This is a genomic window from bacterium (assembly GCA_030649025.1).
Classification (GTDB): domain Bacteria; phylum Patescibacteriota; class Minisyncoccia; order JAUYLV01; family JAUYLV01; genus JAUSGO01.
Genome location: JAUSGO010000015.1, coordinates 1 through 16,159, shown reverse-complemented (window position 1 = coordinate 16,159; position 16,159 = coordinate 1). Strand labels below are relative to the sequence as shown.

Below are 16,159 nucleotides of genomic sequence, written 5' to 3'. Positions count from 1 at the left end.
GACAAGGTAAGTTGCCCGCGATAAGCTCCCCCGGAGCTTATCGCCCCTTCCTGCGAAGAATGATGCTCAACGTTTTCAATGCAATTGCAACATCGAGGAAGAACGATCTGTTTTTGATGTAAAAAAGATCGTATTCCAGTTTTTCATAACTCTCCTCCACGCTCTGCAGAGGGTTATTTATCTGCGCCCACCCGGAAAGGCCGGGCCGTACCAAATGCCGCAAATTATAGAATGGGATGTCTTTTTCAAGTTTTTCTACGAACTCGGGCCGCTCGGGCCGGGGCCCGATGAATGAAAGATCTCCTAAAAGCACGTTCCAAAGTTGCGGCAATTCGTCCAGGCGCGTACTGCGCAGGAACGAACCGAACATGGTCACTCTCGGGTCGTTCTCGCGCGTCCACTGGGGTCCGCCCGCCTCCGCATGTTCTATCATGCTCTGGAATTTGAGAAGCCGGAACATGCTTCCGCCTCTTCCCAGGCGTGTATGCGTGTACAGCACTCGCCGCCCGTCTTCCAGTTTAATGCCCAAAGCGACAAGCGCCATGAGCGGCAAGGTAAAAACACCAAGCACAATAGCCCCCGCGATATCAAAGGCGCGCTTGAGCTGTTCATAGAACTGTTTCTCTCCCTCGCTTAGGTTTTCCAGGAACCACGATTCAGAAACTTCCGAAAGAGGAACTTTATGAAAGACCCGTTCAATGAACGTGGGTAGCGCTTGAAATGTGACGTGGCGAGAAAGAAGCGAGAAAAACGAGAGCGCGTGTTGCGTCGTGCGGTCCGGGCGCTCGCTAAAGATTACCCGGGCAATGCGCAACCCGCCTTCTGTTGGCGGCCCGCCTGGTTGGCGCTCGGCATGCTGCATTTCTTTTTCAAACATCTGAACCGAAAGGACGGGAATATGGGCAAGGTCTTGCGGCAGGATATATGTCTCATCGGTCACGAAGCAGGAAACGCGGTATCCCCATGCGGGCTTTTTTGCAAATTCCCTGGCAAGTTCAATATGCGCCTGAGAGGCTCCTGCAAGAGCGATGTCCTGCATGAGTTTTTTTGCGAGCGCCCGGTTAAAAAGAAAACGCCAGGCGCAGAAAAGCAGGCCGGAAAGGGCAATATCGACAAAAAGAACGGTGCGCGGCGCGATGGAAACGTACGGATTGAAGTAAAAGAACGCGATGGCAATGAGCGTGTTGAGCGTAAACGCGTGCGCCGCAAGATTTAAAAATGAAACGGAGCTGTCCCAGTACCGCAGGTCGTAGAGGCTATAGATATAGAAGACAATGAGCCAGATGAAAAAAAGCCCGCCGAAGGGGATAAAGTGAATGTAATAGAGCTCCGGGTCTCCCATGCGTCCCTGGTGGCGAATTGCCATGGCGGCAAGTAACGCAAGGCAAAATACGACAAGGTCCCCTGCCACGAGCAGTATTTTTTTGAATATCTCGGAAGAGCCCATAGGGTTTGATTATCCCATATTTTCCTTTATTTGCCTACCCCAGTCATCCTATCCACACATGGTGTTGTGTCACGAGCCAGAAAGCCTATACTGGGTAGTATAGATGTTGTTTATGGATATCAATCTTCTTCAAAAAGACCATCCTGGTCAAGGTGCGCTTAAGGCAAAGCTTCCGCTTATTGCCATCGCGGGATGGGTGGTAGTTCTTGTCATTGTTATCGCGCTCGCGCTTCCCGAACGGGAAAAACCAGGAATACCGGTTCTGCGACCCGCAGTGCTTGAGACACGAGAAGATAAGCTTCCCAGCCAGTTTCCGGCAGAACTTCCGCTTGAAAAAAGCGAGCCGGGGTTTGAACTTACGCAAAGCACAGGGTCACTCGACTATCTCGCAAAAACCGCAGGTTACGTCGTCGCGTTCAAGTCGCCCTGGTCAAAAGACGAAGCCGTCAGGCGCTACGGAGATTATCTTAAAGACAACGGTTATAGGAAAGATTTTCAGAATCAGGTAAATGGAAACACCGTTTTTCTCCAAGGATCCAGTGACCAAGAGTCCGTCTCGGTGACCATTACGGAAGAGCGGCCTGTGGTGCCGGCGGACATTTCTGAAGCGGCTGCGGCAGGCCTTGCCAAAAACTTTCCTCCGGCCGTGCGTATCGCTATTTCGTACGCAAAGCAGTAGCATGAAATGACTTCCGCCATGCCAGAAAATAATTTCCCACCAGAAAATTTTATCCCGCCGGGAAATTTTGGCGCTCGTTTTTTTTTGAAGGCTCTGTTGTTCCTGATGTTGACCGTCTCGGCTTCGTTCATCTTTCCCGCATCGCTATCAGCCCAATTCTGCCCCGTCTTCGGCCAGCCTTGCGGTTGCGTTTCTTGCGGATGCGGAACTTATGATTTGTCCTGCGCGTGTATAGGCATGCCCACCATAACATCGTGCAATACCGACACCAACTGTGGCGGATATTCCTGTGATGGAGGTCCGTGCCAAAGCTCAACCAACTGTACGCTCACGGGAATGATATGCAGCGGGGGAGTGTGCGTGCCGCCGCCGGTTTGCGGGGATGGCACCTGCAACGGCTCGGAAACCTGTTCGAACTGTGTTGATTGCTATTCCCCACTTAATGGGAATTTTTGTAATTGCAATGCGTGCACGGACAGCGCATCTACATGTTCCGGAACCCGTAATTCTTGCGGAGTATGTTCGGGTCCGTTACTCCCTCTGTTCCCCAATCCGGCCTGCTACGGCACGGCATGTTATAAGTATAGTTCTTGTGAAAGTACTTGTGCGTATGGAACGGCTGGCTGTCTTACAGCCCGCACCTCCGGAACATCCGGGTGCGATTCCAGCAACAGCTGTACCAGTGCAACATGCAGCGCTACACCGCCGTCAAATCTTTCCCCGTACAATACCAATTGCAATGCCGATGGACAGGCATGCACCTACGGGCTATACAACTGTCTTTCCGCATGCGTGGAAACGCAGGAGACGGCAGACATCTCGGTGGCCTTTGATGGGTTTGCCGGAAGCGCCACATTTCCTTGGACGGCCCGAAACCTCCGCGGCTCATGTTCCGGAACCGGGGCGACAACATGTGGTCCCGTGCCGGTCAGTGCAGGAGGGAGTACGCCGGATGCGTCAAGCACGTATTCGCTCGATTCTTACTTCGGCATTACGCCAACGTACTCGGTGACGCACTCTTTAACTTGTAATTCTGCCGGACCTATTTCCCGCGGTACGGCAAGTTTTTCAACTGTCCATTACCACGTAGGCACGGTGTCGGTGCAGGTGCAGTTGGGAAGCGTCGTGTCGTGGAGCCTTACCGGTCCCGGGGGATATGTATATGCTGGAGCCGGCACGCTTACGCTTGATAATGTTCCTTACACGGGTGCTGCAGGAGAAATTACCGTTGTTGGGAATCCCGGAACGTTCATATGTGTGTCCCTTTCATCCATTTCTCCAGGAAACTGCACGGCATTCTCCGGCGGCGCGGGAGAGAACTTCGGCGTTGGCGGCTCATACGGACTTCCGGTGCGGTTGAGCGTTCCTATTCTGCACCATGTCACGCAACCCGTATATATTTATTCGCAAACTGCGCCGACACCGGCCATCTCATTAACTGTGCCATCGCCATCAAAGCTTTATCAAAGCTCGCCCTCCGTAACGCTTACCGGCGGCACGCCGCGGGCGTATGTTCTTACAACCATACAAAAATCCGGCCCCGGGGGTACTGCCGAAGGCAATGTTGACGACTGTGCCGGTCTTACGACTCTCGCGCCCTATAACACCACGATACTCACCAACAGCAGCGGTAATTACAGCGGTTCGCTTTTTGTCTTTGGCGATGCAGGGCCGGTGCTTAACCAAAATGCCATTGGCTGCTGGAAGCTGGGCATTGCGGTAAATAACGTGCCGTCATCCCCTTCATTTCTCCCAGCAGGAGGTATTAAAGTTTATGCCGGGATACTTGCCATCAAACCCGTCGTAAATAATGGCGCCAAATCCGGCGGTGTTGCGGTCATTGAACCTATGGCCACGCGTCCCACGGCGACATGGACATATCCTACGGGACTTGCGACAGAAAATTGCGGGGCATCGCCTTGCACGGGGTTTAGCATTCCGGCGGGAAGTGCGGGGTATGTTGCGGACCCGCTCAAGCAGTCAGGTTCCAGTGCCCCAAATCATGATATTGTGTTCCCCGCAGTAAATCTTACCCCGCCCTATTTCCCGCCCTACAACAATGCGGCAATGTTAAATTGGGTGAATAAGTGCAACGATACATCGCTCACCGTTTCAAAAAAAGAAGCAAAGCAGGGCATGCCGGCTACCGGGTGCGCAGCGCCTGACAGGGGGAACCTCCAATACAACTGGCAACTGATCAATACGCGCATACGGGTGCGGGCCACCGTCAATGGAGGTCCGTTCATAGGCACTCCGCCGGGAACGACCGGCGGCACATCGTCGGGAAACGGGAATGGTAGTGTTGCATTCCCCACCACCCCAATTCCCGGACGGTATACGATCACGGGACCGGATACGCGGACCGGAACTACCGCCGAAGGCCTGCATTGGGGAGTAAGATACTAATAGGCATGCAAATTTCAAATTTCAAAGCTCAAATGTCAAATCAAATCCAAAATCCAAATGACAAAAAGAAGTTCGATCTTGGTGAACGTACAGCAAAATTCGGAGAACTCATCATTCGCTTTGCTGGTACCCTGCCCGAGACCCCGATCATTCGCCCGCTCATAAGCCAGCTTGTACGATCCGGAACAAGCGTTGGGGCGAACTACATGGAAGCTGATGGCGCGGAATCCAAAAAAGACTTTCGGCACAAAATCGGCCTTTGCAAGAAGGAGTCAAAGGAGACGATGCATTGGCTCCGCATGATCGCGGAGGCAGATCAGAAGGAGAAGGACGCATGCAGGAAGCTTTGGCAAGAAGCGCACGAGTTATCACTTATATTTTCTTCCATTTATAAAAAGAAATAATTTGGGCTTTGAGCTTTGACATTGATTTGATATTTGGATTTTGAAATTTGGACTTGTATGCAATAATAAAGCGGAGGGGTGAGCCCTCCGCATGGATGGAATGTTCGTTGATGTTTCGGTTTCAGAAGGTGAACCCGATGCCCGCCTCCGCAAAGCCGCCATTCAGGTACCCGGCGGCGGTTCGTATCACAAGGTGCTTCGTGGGGTAGAAGTTAACCCCACCGATGCCTCCCAAAAGGAATGTTTTCACATCCGTTGTGACGGATGGGAGATCGAACTGAAAGTCCGGGCGCAACCTGGCAAACTCCGGGTGGAGGTACGTCTGATAGTTTTGGACGATCTTCGCCAGTCCCACGCCGCCGCGGAACCCCAAGAACGGCCGAACGCGGCTGTCGTCCTTTCCGAAGTTGTAGTAGAGCGTCCCGGTAAGCTTTTTCATGTCGCTTACCCGCGCTGTGCGGTCGGTCGACGCAAGCTCGACGCCAGGCATTTCTACCAGTACCAGGTTGCCTTCTGCGTCGAGATACTGGAAGGCATCACGGAGCACAACATGGTGCACACTTTGTCTTTCGAACTTCAAGGTCGAGAAACCGGCACCGAAAGAAACCCTACTTCTCGGCTTAAAAACAATTTCGCCGCCCGGGTTGATGCCCGTTTTCAGGGAGAACGACTGAAGGTCGCTTCCGCCGAATTTGGGAGCAAAGTCACTTCGGAACGTTCCGGTCACCAAAACCGCCGCGTTGTTCTGGGCATGGTCGTTGGTTTGGGCGAAAGCGACATCCGAGGTGAACAAAACAACAGACAAAAACGTGAAAACCACAAGCGAAAACCTTGATTTCATGATAGTATCTCCTTGTCAAAGATTTTGACTATACAGCGGATTTTGCTCGATGTGTAGCCAAGAACTCATACTACCATAATAACTGTAAATTTGTCAAGCGCCCACACTCCATATATGAGAAACTCCGAACAAATTAAAAAAATCCTTGTTTTGTTGGCAATCGCTTCGCTGTTCATTGGAGCTGGCCTTTTGTTGTATCGCGCAACGAAGCAGGGACAGACAGTGTATCCGGAAAGCACAAATCTTACCCGATCGCAAGAGAGGCCGGTTTATGGGGTTTCCGAATCGGGGAAGCTTGTTGTAGAGGCCGATCGACCACCCGTGCCGGAAGCTGTGTTTTCAGAATCGGGCGCCCTGCCCGCCAGCTTCCCGAATGATCTTGTAGTTGAGAATGATGTTATTTTTACCCAAAGCTATCGCCAGGATTTTGCCGCCGAACACTACACCTATCTTTTTGTGGAATACTACTCCCGGGATTCTTTCAAAAAAAACATAAATTATTTTTCAGAATATCTCAAGAGCCGTTCGTGGAATATCATTCGTTCCACCGACGAAGAGGGGATTTTTGTGGCAGAAGCCGTGCGGAACGAGGACGGCGTGAAAATCGTTCTTACCGATATGCCCCAAGGCGTTAACGTACAGCTCTCTTACTACGTATATGGCGCAGCCATACTCAACAAACCGCAATAACGAGGCAAGAAATATTTTCGCATGCCGAACTGCCCTTGCGGCGGGTTTTACGGCATTGGCTTTCTTTTGGATTGCAGTGGTGCCAACAAGTGCGCTTGCGCAAAGTGCCGGGAGTGTAGAAAACGTTGGGGTAGGAAAAGTGCTTACGGAGATCGGCTACGGGTCGGATGACCACGGAAGCTGGATGTATGTGCAGACCTGTGAAATGAACGTTGATGGCTCCACCGATAACTGTTCGGGATGGAAGAACGGACAAAACTCTTGCAACACCCAGTTATCTGGCTCATCATCAGGATATTGTCCCGACGACCAGGTGCTCGTCGGCTGGTCATGGTCGGGAGACACGGGCGGCGGCGGAGCGGGGGATAGATGCGGTAATGATAGTAATCCCGGGAACGAATGTTATTACCAGGGATATCAGTCGGTAAACCCTGCTACGAATCTCCGCACGACGCCACAATCGGGGTGGGGCGCCCCCAATGACGGGACATGCTCTGAACGCGACTACGGCGTAGGAGACCTAAAAAACTTCAACAGGGTTGTTGCCAATGATGCCACTCATCCGTACCTTATGCCAAGCGCCATATATTTTCAGATGGGCGACGATGCCGGGGTGGACGCAGTCTATGTTGCCTGCCGCCGTTTTGCGGCGATTCCCGCCCCCACGCTGCAAAATCCTCCAAGCCATGTCTGTATCGCCGGGAGTCCCATGACGGCAAACGTGACGCTTACCTGGGATAATCGCGGGACAAACCGTTATCAAATTAAGATCACCGATGTTGCGGCAGGAACCAGTTCGATCCAAGATCGCCCTACGCTAAACTCCAATGTAGGAGAGCCGGTGACGGCGATAGTACTTGGCCTTAAGCCGGGGGTTTCTTACCAATTCAAAGTAAAAGGATATTATGATGGCGTGGGACCTGATTCCCGGAATATCACCGCTGGTGGCGCTTGCACGGAATATGAGAATATTTGCGTCTCGTATATGTATGGTGACTTTGGACCGTGTATGCAGTGGGAAAATCAGTGTGTCGCCTATGCCGCCGATACGGATGTTTCCCGCTGGTCAAATATCGTCACCTATACCGCTGCCTGCTCTCCGCTTATCTGCGCCGGCACTATTTCGCTCGCACCTGGCGGAGCAGGCCCGCTGTACACATGTCCCGGCCAGGCAGGAAGCACCACTCTTACATGGAACTCCACAAACTGCGCGAAGCGAGAGATCTTCAGGAGAAAAAACGGTGGATCGTGGACCTCTGTAACCAGTGATACCAATGATCCTACGGTAAATCCGCAACCCACAGGCAGTACCATCTCGGCGCTATCTACTTCCCCGGATTCAAATTATGAATTTGAACTGCGCGGAACGAGTGTGCCATCGGGTGCTGCACTTTGGCCGCTCGATATTGAAACGGTGAACATCACGGACCGGGTATGCCTAGCAAGCGAAGAGTGCTCCGGCGCATATCCGGGCGCGATTTGCTATTCCAGTTCACTTAGTAATAACGCGGTTGGGAATACCGCATGCGTGGGACAGACAATCACCTGGACGGGAACATCAAATCCCTCCGGGAATCCCGCGTATTGGCACACAACGGGTCCTGTTACCGAGAACGATATTTTTGCCGGCAACACGCCCGTTACTCAAAATAAAACTTATACGGTGGCTGAAATAGGAAACTACGCGCGGTATATCCATGTGCAAGTGTCAGGTACGCATTCGGGTCCTAAGTACAGCACGTCGAATACGGTCAATTTGAACGTGGTGGATGGTTGTTTCATCGGTGGAGCGTGCTATGCAAATTGCGCCCTAGAACCTCCAAGCGGGCCCCGGGTATGCGACACGGCTATTTCCCGAAGCGCATGGACCACTCTGCCGGGGTCCGGTCTCTGCGTCAACTCGAATTATACGATTTCCTTTTCCGGGCCCGGACCCGAATCGGCTCCCGGAAAACAGACATGGTTGAAACAGGCAAGCGGCGTGGCTTCTCTTGCGAGTGGAGGCGCGGGCCCTGTCTGCTCGTCCGCATCTTCGCCGCCGAGTGCAACCTGCGCTATGGGGCTCGGGAGCGAGATCCTTTATACGCTCAATTTTTATGACCCCTTCACGATTTCGGCGATAACATGCGTGGGGCCGGATGCCCCAACCATCGCCGATAATTGCGCGGTGCTTCCGGGCCAGCCTGCAACATTTTCCGTAACGCTGAATAACGGAACGAATGGTTTTACCGGGGTCGTGGATCTTTCGGCGGTTGCGTTTGGGATTTTCATTCCCACATCCTGGCCGGGTGGAGCGCAATGCAACTTCACTGCGCCGAATCAGAATTGTGTAAGGACTTTTCAGATCACGCCAGACCCGTCGTCTGTCGCGGCGGATTACCAGCTTTTTGTGCGTGCAAGTATTCCGGGGTCGGCCACTGTTGACTCAAGCTCTCGGACGTTTAAGGTATGGAATTTTGACTTTGAGATCCTGCCGGCCTTTCAGACGGCCAACTACATGCAAACGATCTCCTATACCGTAAATTCTTCCGGAGTAAACGGGTTCACCAAAGGCCTTGCCTTTGACGGTGTTTCCATCATACCTGCCGGTTCTTCGTTCGTTCCTGCCACAAATCCGCTTTTCACGCTTCCTGCAACACCGGGAAGTGGAACATTTCAAGTTCTTGCCAACGGCATATGCGGAGTCTCTTATACGCTCACGGTGCGCGGGAGAACGACTGCCAGCACCATCATACAAAAAGACCATACCGCAGAATTTGATATTCTGGGCGGCGGAGGCGGCGCGCCGGTCTTAAGCCTGTTTGGCCCTCCAACCTGCTCTGTCGCTACGCCACCCAAACGCACGATCTCCCTTGCGTGGAGTTATCCCCCAGTAAACCCCGTCACGCTTCAGCGTTCGGTGGATAATTTCGCAAGCATTGAAAAAAGCTATCCCATAGCTTCGGGCGTCATAACCTGCGTGGATGAAGATGGAAGCGCATGCGGAGTCGGAACGGGCAGCGGCCTTGCGGCCCGTGCTTCCAGCGGCCAGTCGTATTCTTATCGTCTTGTCGGCCCTGCGTGCGGTGCAGTGTCCGTTACTTCCAATATTGTCTCAGCACCCTCTCCCGATTGCGTGCCTTCGGTTTTAGCAAATTCCGCAACTTCTACGATCACCTCCTGGTGTTCGAGCGGCGGAGGATCGGGTTCTGTAACTCCGGGCGTAGGAGGAAATGTCAGATGGGATTTCTGTGATCCAGATGCGCCGAATTGGTCGGACTGCGCTGCAGGCCAGACAGCTCCCACCTACGCTTTCGATTCGCAGTCGCATTATTGCGTCCAGATATCTTCCGATCCGAATTTTCCCGCAGCGGCCGGATTTAACGCGGACGATGCGAGCTTTGCCGGTGTAGACACGTGCGGGAACGCAACAACTTGCGGCGCCTTGCCGGGCGGGGTGACCGGTTGTATAAGCGGCGCCAAGACGGGCTCCACAAAAACCTGTTCATGGGGGAGTGCGGCCTCCTGCATGTCCGGGACGTTGACATACAATCAGCGCTACTATTATCGCGTAAAAGTTAGAGATGCCGATGCGTGGGGCGGGGCGCCAGGACCGCAGTGGTCGCAAAACTGGAGTTGCACTGCGCCGAATTGTCCGTCGTTCATGCAAGACCACTATATTGGCGACGTCACCCTGACCCCGGTGACGGTTCGTGCCGGCGTAAATACAAGGTTTAGTGCTACTGCCTCACTATATAACGACGATGCTTCAAGTCCCTTTCCGCGCGCGCTGTACTATCCCGCATCCGAGGTTAATACCTGGACGTTCAGGTTCTGCGATACCGGATCGGATGTGAATGCGTGCAGTCCTTCCGCATTGCAATCGAGTACCGGGACCACTCCCACGCTGGCTCCTCCTTCTGCGTATTCCGCCGGGGGCTGGCCGGTGTACTGCACTTCAACCGACACGGCGCTGTGCCCGGTCGGCGCAAACCGTTCGGTTTCGAATCGTGGAGATTATACCTCGAGCGGCGTGAAGCATACCTATCCCAACGAGGAATTATTCGGAATCGGAGTAACAATACTGGATAACGAAGGGCATGCCTGCGTCTACAAAAATACCGTGCAAGTGAAACAGCGCGTTCCGCTGTGGTATGAGATAGTGCCGAGACAATAACAAAAATATCTAATACCTAATGTCAAATATCAAATGAAATACATCGGCGGCCTTAAAGCCGCCGATTAAGCTTTATTAGGAATTTGATATTAGATATTCTATGTTTGCCGTGATATGATAGCGCAATGTCGAAGGCCATTGTTTCGCATCTCAAACGCATTGACCCCCACACCTATAGCGTGTTGACCCCCACACTCATTCTCGGTAGACAGAGGTAAGGACTTGCTTTAAGAGAAGCATTCGTCTATGCGTAAATCTGATTCTTCATACCCATCAGCATGCCGCTTTCGCGGCATGAACCGAGAATGAGTCGTGGGGGTTGACGGCGCGGAGCGCCGCGAACAGCACCTGTGGCAAGATAAGAATTTTCGTAGAAACATAACTTGTAGTACACGCATATATGTCCCGCATACGCACTATAGGTGTGGGGGTTGACTGGGTCTTGCTTGGCTCATGCATCGCGCTTGTTGGCTTCTCCCTCCCTTCTTTGTGGGCGCTGGGTAAAAATCAGGCGATCCCTGCTGCGCTTTTTTGGAAGCAATTATTTTATGGAACTGCGGGCATAGGCATTGCACTTCTCGTCTCGCACTTTAATGTCCGTATTTTTCAAAAACACGGCAATGTCGCACTTCTTGGATATGCGTTATCTTTGGCGGCTCTTGGAGGGATTTTTTTATTCGGAGAGACCGTCCATGGCACCAGGGCCTGGTATCACATTGGTCTATTTAGGATAGCCCCGGTCGAGTTCGTTAAAATCGCCCTTCTTATTCTCCTTGCAAAATTTTTTTCCGATCGGCACCGGGATCTGTACACCATCCGCCATATCGGCATATCACTGCTATACACCCTTCTACTTGTCTTGCTGATTGTTGCTCAGCCCGACGCGGGCAGTGCCCTGGTGGTCATCGGTTTGTGGCTGGGCGTCGTTCTTTTTACGGGAATCCGCGCCCGGTGGGTGGCCATGCTGTGCCTAGGCGCGGTGCTGGCTCTGGGTCTTTTGTGGGCATACGGCTTGAAGTCCTACCAGCGCGATCGTATCACGGCTTTTTTGGATTCCCAGCGCGAAGCGCAAGGCAGCGGTTATAACGTTCTGCAGGCAAAAGCGGCTGTCGGGTCAGGAGGATTTTTCGGAAAAAGTCTGGGAGAAGGCTCGCAAAGCGCGCGAAGGTTTTTGCCGGCAGCTCCCACGGACTTTATGTTTGCTGCGATTGCCGAAGAAGGAGGTCTTGTACGGGTGCTCGCGCTTTTTATGTTTTTTGGTCTTTTGTGGTACCGCGCCATCTCGATCGGTATTCGCGCCGGCCATAATTTCGGACGCATATTCGCGTTCGGATATGCGTGGCTTCTCGCCATTCATTTTTTCGTGAATGTCGGCATGAATCTGGGAGCGTTTCCAGTTGTCGGAATATCCCTTCCTTTTGTCTCGTACGGCGGATCGCACATGCTTGCCACCTTCCTGGGACTGGGAATTCTTCTTGGCATAGGACGAGAAACGGAAAAGGATCGGGGTATCATCATCGCCTAAGCGAAGAGATTCGATATCAATTCAAGTGGAAATTAAGAGAGTGCTTTTGTTTTTCCGAACAAGCACGGCAAGGCCCCCACTTGACAACTTTTTCTCACCCTGTATACTAAACTCTTGAAGAATTTCAGAATGTAAAATTATCCGCGCGTTTGGCGCCGGAGTCCCTCTTTTTTGTATATTTAAGCTAAAAAGTAGCTATTTCCCCTTGGCTACCTTTCCGTCGCAATTCCTGAAATAAGTTTTCCACAGACCCTAAAACCATCGTGTGTCATAGGGTGCTTTTTTTGATGTTTTGTCCCCGCCAAGGCGGGGCTACAAAACGAAACCCCGCCCTCTATGCGGATAGATATGTGTAGGCAATGGCTGGCTTGGTGAGGAAGCGGGAAGAACTTCCAAGGCTATCCCGGCAGCTTAGAGGGCGGGGTACTCAATGTGATGGCTAAATTTTTATGCCTCGCATTGGACTCGGCTTAAAATTTAGATCACATTGGCATGCCTCTTCCCTACAAATATTTTTCAAAATATCGCGCGCCCGTAATCGAACCTCCGCATCTCGTTGAGCTGCAGATTGATTCGTATCGCTGGTTTCTGGAACGCGGACTGCAGGAACTTTTCGACGAGGTCTCTCCGGTGAAAGATTACACCGGCAAAAGCCTGGAATTGATCTTTTCGGATTATTATCTGGATGAACCCAAGTACGACGAGAAAAGCGCCAAGCACTACAATCTTTCGTACGAAGCGCCTCTGCGCGCGCGCATGCGACTTGCTAACAATCAAACGGGGGAGATGAAGGAGCAGGAAATTTTCATGGGAGATTTTCCGCTCATGACCCCTCGCGGAACATTTATTGTAAACGGCGTGGAACGCGTTGTGGTTTCTCAGCTTATCCGTTCTCCGGGAGTGTTTTTTACGGAAGAGCGCATCCGCGGGCGCAAGACGCACGGGGCAAAGATCATTCCTAACCGCGGTGCGTGGCTCGAATTTGATACCGACATTGACGGGATTATTTCCGTAAAGGTGGATCGTAAGCGCAAGATGCCCGTTACAACCCTTCTTCGGGCGTTTGGCCTGGGGACGGATGACCAGATCCGTGCGCGCTTTAAGGATTTGGATGCAGCCAGCGAACGGTATTTGGAACAGACGCTCAAGAAAGACTCGGCACACACCTCCGATGAAGGGCTTCTTGAAGTTTACAAGCGCATTCGTCCGGGAGATCTTGCCACCGTTGATAATGCGCGAGGCCTTATTGAAGGCATGTTTTTCAATTTTGAACGGTATGACCTTGGCAAGGTCGGGCGGTTCAAAATGAATAAGAAACTTGGGGTAGCCATGCCCGAGCTTACCAAGAAAAACCGCGTTTTAGCTTTGGATGATCTTGCGCGTATTCTTCTGCACATCATTGAGCTCAATAACGACCCGGATGCCTCCGGGGACGACATCGACCATTTGGGCAATCGAAGGGTGCGTGCGGTTGGGGAACTTCTGCAAAACCGGCTTCGTGTGGGGTTGGCGCGCATGGAGCGCATCATCCGCGATCGCATGTCGACGCTCGATATTACCACCCTTACCCCGTCTCAACTCATAAACGCGCGGCCTTTCATGGCGACCCTGAAGGAGTTCTTCATGTCAAGCCAGCTTTCACAGTTCATGGACCAGGTAAACCCCTTGGCCGAACTTGAGCATAAGCGCCGGATCTCGGCAATGGGACCGGGAGGGCTGACGCGTGAGCGCGCTGGATTTGAAGTTCGCGACGTACACCCGAGCCACTACGGGAGGATCTGTCCCATCGAGACGCCCGAGGGACCTAACATCGGCTTGGTCGGGCATCTTTCCACCTATGCGAGGGTCAACGATTACGGCTTTATCGAGACACCCTATCGCATCGTGAAAAATAAAAAGGCTACTGACGTAATACAGCTTTTTGACGCTGCCGAGGAACAAACACACGTAATCGCTCATGGCGGCGTTCCCCTTGCCGACAATCTCGCATTTACCACCGAGATGATAGAAGCCCGGGTTCACGGAGAACCGAGCGAAATTGAGGCCGAAAAAGTAACGCTCATGGACGTTTCTCCCCAGCAGTCCATTTCAATAGCGACCAGCCTCATTCCTTTCTTGGAGCATGACGATGCGAATAGAGCCTTGATGGGATCAAACATGCAACGTCAGGCGGTTTCCTGCATCAAGCCGCAAGCGCCATTAGTCTCAACAGGGGTTGAGCGGAAGGCGGCGCTTGATTCGGGCCAGATGGTGATCGCCGAAGAAGACGGCGAGGTCATCGAGTCCGATGCTTCTCACATCACCATACGGCTTTCCCATAAATCTGAAGCGCAAACTTCTTCCCGGCGCAGAGTGCAGGAATTGAAAAAAGGAGATTCCCACGTCTATCCTCTGCACACATTCACGCGTTCAAACCAGTATACCTGTATCACCCAGCGGCCGCGGGTTGTGCCGGGAACTAAGGTTAAGAAGGGAGACGTTCTCGCCGATGGCGCATCAACCGAGGACGGAGATCTGGCGCTAGGACAGAATTTGCTCGTGGCATTCATGCCGTGGAGAGGATGGAATTTCGAAGATGCCATTATTCTTTCTCAACGCCTCGTGAAGGATGATCGGTTCACTTCCATTCACATTGAGGATTATTCATGCGATGTCCGTGACACGAAGCTTGGTCCGGAAGTTACTACCCCCGATATTCCGAATGTCGGCGAAGAGAAATTAAAGGATCTTGACGAAGAAGGCGTTATACGGATAGGAGCAGAGGTTCGCGCAGGCGATATTCTGGTAGGCAAGATTTCCCCAAAGGGCGAGGTGGACCTTACGCCGGAGGAGCGTCTTTTGCGCGCGATATTCGGCGAGAAAGCGCGGGATGTGAAAGACACGTCTCTTACGCTCCCCCACGGTAAACGAGGGCGAGTTATCGGTATCAAGTATTTTTCTCGGGACCGTGGCGATAAGCTGCCCTCGGGCGTCATTAAAACCATCCAGGTGGAGATTGCGCAGTTGCGCAAGATTTCCGTTGGTGACAAATTGGCCGGGAGACACGGCAACAAAGGCGTGATCTCGCGCGTTCTGCCCGAGGAAGATATGCCGTATCTTGAGGACGGCAGGCCCGTGGATGTTATTTTGAATCCCTTGGGCGTCGCATCGCGCATGAACATCGGCCAGATTTTGGAGACGCACTTGGGATGGGCGGCCGGTACCCTGGGGTATCGCGCGATATCTCCGGCGCTTGCCGGTGTGGAAGAAAGGGAAATCAAAGAAGAGCTTAAAAGGGCCGGACTTCCGGAAGACGGGAAAGTGAAGCTTTATGACGGCATGACGGGAGATTCCTTTGACCAAAAAGTTGCGGTAGGCATCATCTACGTCATGAAATTGGGTCACCTTGTTGAAGATAAGATACACATGCGCTCAACCGGCCCCTATTCGCTCATTACCCAGCAACCGCTTGGCGGCAAGGCGCAGTTTGGCGGACAACGATTTGGCGAGATGGAGGTATGGGCGCTTGAAGGATACGGAGCATCCTACACTCTGCAAGAAATGCTCACGATAAAATCCGACGATGTGGTGGGGCGCGCGAATGCCTACGACTCCATTATTCGCGGAGAAGAGATCCACGCTCCGAATGTTCCCGCTTCCTTTTTCGTGTTGGTAAACGAACTCAAAGCCCTTGGAATTTCTGTTGATTTGATCGGTAAGAAAGAAGTGCCGCTGGAAAAAGACACCGAGATAATTGAAACCGCGATTTCATAAATTTTACATTTTGATTTTTGCATTTTGAATTTTTTACTATGCCTATCCCCGCTTTCACCATCACCAAAGTAGCGGATTTCGAAGCGATACGTCTTAAGATCGCTTCACCCGATGAGATTCTTGCATGGTCTCATGGTGAGGTTCAAAAACCCGAAACCATCAACTACCGCACCCAGCGTCCCGAAAAAGACGGGCTTTTTGACGAGCGGATTTTCGGTCCCACCAAAGACTGGGAATGTTACTGCGGAAAGTATCGGC

The 16,159-nt window shown here is 52.3% G+C and carries 11 protein-coding genes; 8 read left to right on the top strand and 3 right to left on the bottom strand.

All coding sequences use genetic code 11. The annotated features are described in order from the left end of the window. Nucleotides 1-37: 37 nt before the first annotated feature. Nucleotides 38-1,447: a sugar transferase gene (locus tag Q7S09_01725; GenBank protein ID MDO8557894.1), complete on the bottom strand. Its 1,410-nt coding sequence runs from the start codon at nucleotides 1,445-1,447 to the stop codon at nucleotides 38-40. Between the two features lie 112 nt (nucleotides 1,448-1,559). On the opposite strand from Q7S09_01725, the gene Q7S09_01720 reads away from it, so the two are divergent. Beyond that, nucleotides 1,560-2,126: a hypothetical protein gene (locus Q7S09_01720; GenBank protein ID MDO8557893.1), complete on the top strand. Its 567-nt coding sequence runs from the start codon at nucleotides 1,560-1,562 to the stop codon at nucleotides 2,124-2,126. Nucleotides 2,127-2,335: 209 nt separating this feature from the next. Here Q7S09_01720 and Q7S09_01715 read toward each other — a convergent pair whose 3' ends face one another. Beyond that, complete coding sequence (locus Q7S09_01715) at nucleotides 2,336-2,515, bottom strand: hypothetical protein (protein MDO8557892.1); 180 nt, start codon at nucleotides 2,513-2,515, stop codon at nucleotides 2,336-2,338. 403 nt (nucleotides 2,516-2,918) lie between these two features. Between Q7S09_01715 and Q7S09_01710 the strand changes: the two genes are divergently transcribed. Further along, a complete protein-coding gene (locus Q7S09_01710) occupies nucleotides 2,919-4,532 on the top strand; it encodes a hypothetical protein (GenBank protein MDO8557891.1) in 1,614 nt (537 codons plus the stop codon). A gap of 32 nt (nucleotides 4,533-4,564) precedes the next feature. Next, nucleotides 4,565-4,936 carry a four helix bundle protein gene (locus Q7S09_01705; GenBank protein ID MDO8557890.1) on the top strand — a complete coding sequence of 124 codons (372 nt, stop codon included), beginning with the start codon at nucleotides 4,565-4,567 and terminating at the stop codon, nucleotides 4,934-4,936. 121 nt (nucleotides 4,937-5,057) lie between these two features. On the opposite strand, the gene Q7S09_01700 is transcribed toward Q7S09_01705, so the two are convergent. Beyond that, nucleotides 5,058-5,777, bottom strand: a complete 720-nt coding sequence (locus tag Q7S09_01700) for a hypothetical protein (protein ID MDO8557889.1) — start codon at nucleotides 5,775-5,777, stop codon at nucleotides 5,058-5,060. Between the two features lie 114 nt (nucleotides 5,778-5,891). Between Q7S09_01700 and Q7S09_01695 the strand changes: the two genes are divergently transcribed. From Q7S09_01695 to Q7S09_01675, 5 genes are all read left to right on the top strand, one after another. Continuing rightward, entirely contained in the window at nucleotides 5,892-6,467 is a 576-nt protein-coding gene (locus Q7S09_01695; GenBank protein MDO8557888.1) for a hypothetical protein, read from the top strand. Next, a complete protein-coding gene (locus tag Q7S09_01690; protein MDO8557887.1) occupies nucleotides 6,436-10,623 on the top strand; it encodes a fibronectin type III domain-containing protein in 4,188 nt (1,395 codons plus the stop codon). The genes Q7S09_01695 and Q7S09_01690 overlap by 32 nt, the downstream gene beginning before the upstream one ends. A 400-nt stretch (nucleotides 10,624-11,023) precedes the next feature. Beyond that, nucleotides 11,024-12,148, top strand: coding sequence for an FtsW/RodA/SpoVE family cell cycle protein (locus Q7S09_01685; protein MDO8557886.1), 1,125 nt, complete (start codon nucleotides 11,024-11,026; stop codon nucleotides 12,146-12,148). A gap of 492 nt (nucleotides 12,149-12,640) precedes the next feature. Then, nucleotides 12,641-15,901 (top strand): DNA-directed RNA polymerase subunit beta, encoded by a 3,261-nt coding sequence (gene rpoB / locus Q7S09_01680; protein MDO8557885.1) that lies wholly within the window; start codon nucleotides 12,641-12,643, stop codon nucleotides 15,899-15,901. A gap of 38 nt (nucleotides 15,902-15,939) precedes the next feature. Continuing rightward, on the top strand, nucleotides 15,940-16,159 hold a 220-nt coding region (locus Q7S09_01675), incomplete at its 3' end, for a hypothetical protein (protein MDO8557884.1).

Coding starts and splice junctions, on each gene's coding strand:
- Q7S09_01725 (MDO8557894.1), bottom strand. CDS start 1,447: ATGGGCTCTTCCGAGATATTCAAAAAAATACTGCTCGTGGCAGGGGAC.
- Q7S09_01720 (MDO8557893.1), top strand. CDS start 1,560: ATGGATATCAATCTTCTTCAAAAAGACCATCCTGGTCAAGGTGCGCTT.
- Q7S09_01705 (MDO8557890.1), top strand. CDS start 4,565: ATGTCAAATCAAATCCAAAATCCAAATGACAAAAAGAAGTTCGATCTT.
- Q7S09_01700 (MDO8557889.1), bottom strand. CDS start 5,777: ATGAAATCAAGGTTTTCGCTTGTGGTTTTCACGTTTTTGTCTGTTGTT.
- Q7S09_01695 (MDO8557888.1), top strand. CDS start 5,892: ATGAGAAACTCCGAACAAATTAAAAAAATCCTTGTTTTGTTGGCAATC.
- Q7S09_01690 (MDO8557887.1), top strand. CDS start 6,436: ATGGCGCAGCCATACTCAACAAACCGCAATAACGAGGCAAGAAATATT.
- Q7S09_01685 (MDO8557886.1), top strand. CDS start 11,024: ATGTCCCGCATACGCACTATAGGTGTGGGGGTTGACTGGGTCTTGCTT.
- rpoB (MDO8557885.1), top strand. CDS start 12,641: ATGCCTCTTCCCTACAAATATTTTTCAAAATATCGCGCGCCCGTAATC.